General features: G+C 49.4%; 1 protein-coding gene. It reads left to right on the forward strand.

Translation table 11 applies throughout. From position 1 onward, the window contains the following. Positions 1–470 (forward strand): 50S ribosomal protein L11 methyltransferase (locus EG814_RS20895; protein ID WP_206430336.1); only part of this gene is annotated, 470 nt, incomplete at both ends.

A 470-nucleotide genomic window follows, 5' to 3' on the forward strand; every position in this document is an offset into this window, starting at 1 on the left:
CATGGCAAGAGTTAAAAGTTACAGTGAAGCGTGAGGGAGAGGAGTTGGTTTCCAATCTCTTGATTGAGCTGGGAGCGCAAGGTGTTGCGATTGAAGACAGTCTGGACTATGTGGGAAATGTTGACCGCTTTGGCGAGATTTTCCCAGAGGTGGAGCAGCAAGAAGAAATCGTAGTGACAGCCTACTACCCTGACACGGTGGATGTGACAGTGGTTGAGGCGGACTTGCAGGCTCGCTTAGCAGAATTGACGGATTTTATGGAGTTGGGAGAGTTAAAAATAGGTACGACTGTCTTGGCTGAGGAAGACTGGGCTGACAACTGGAAGAAGTATTATGAACCGGCACGCATCACCCATGACCTGACCATCGTTCCCTCTTGGACAGACTATGAGGTGACTGCGGGAGAAAAAATTATCAAGCTGGATCCTGGCATGGCTTTTGGTACTGGAACCCACCCAACTACCAAGATG

It is taken from the genome of Flavobacterium ustbae, assembly GCF_003946915.1.
GTDB lineage: Bacteria > Bacteroidota > Bacteroidia > Flavobacteriales > Flavobacteriaceae > Flavobacterium > Flavobacterium ustbae.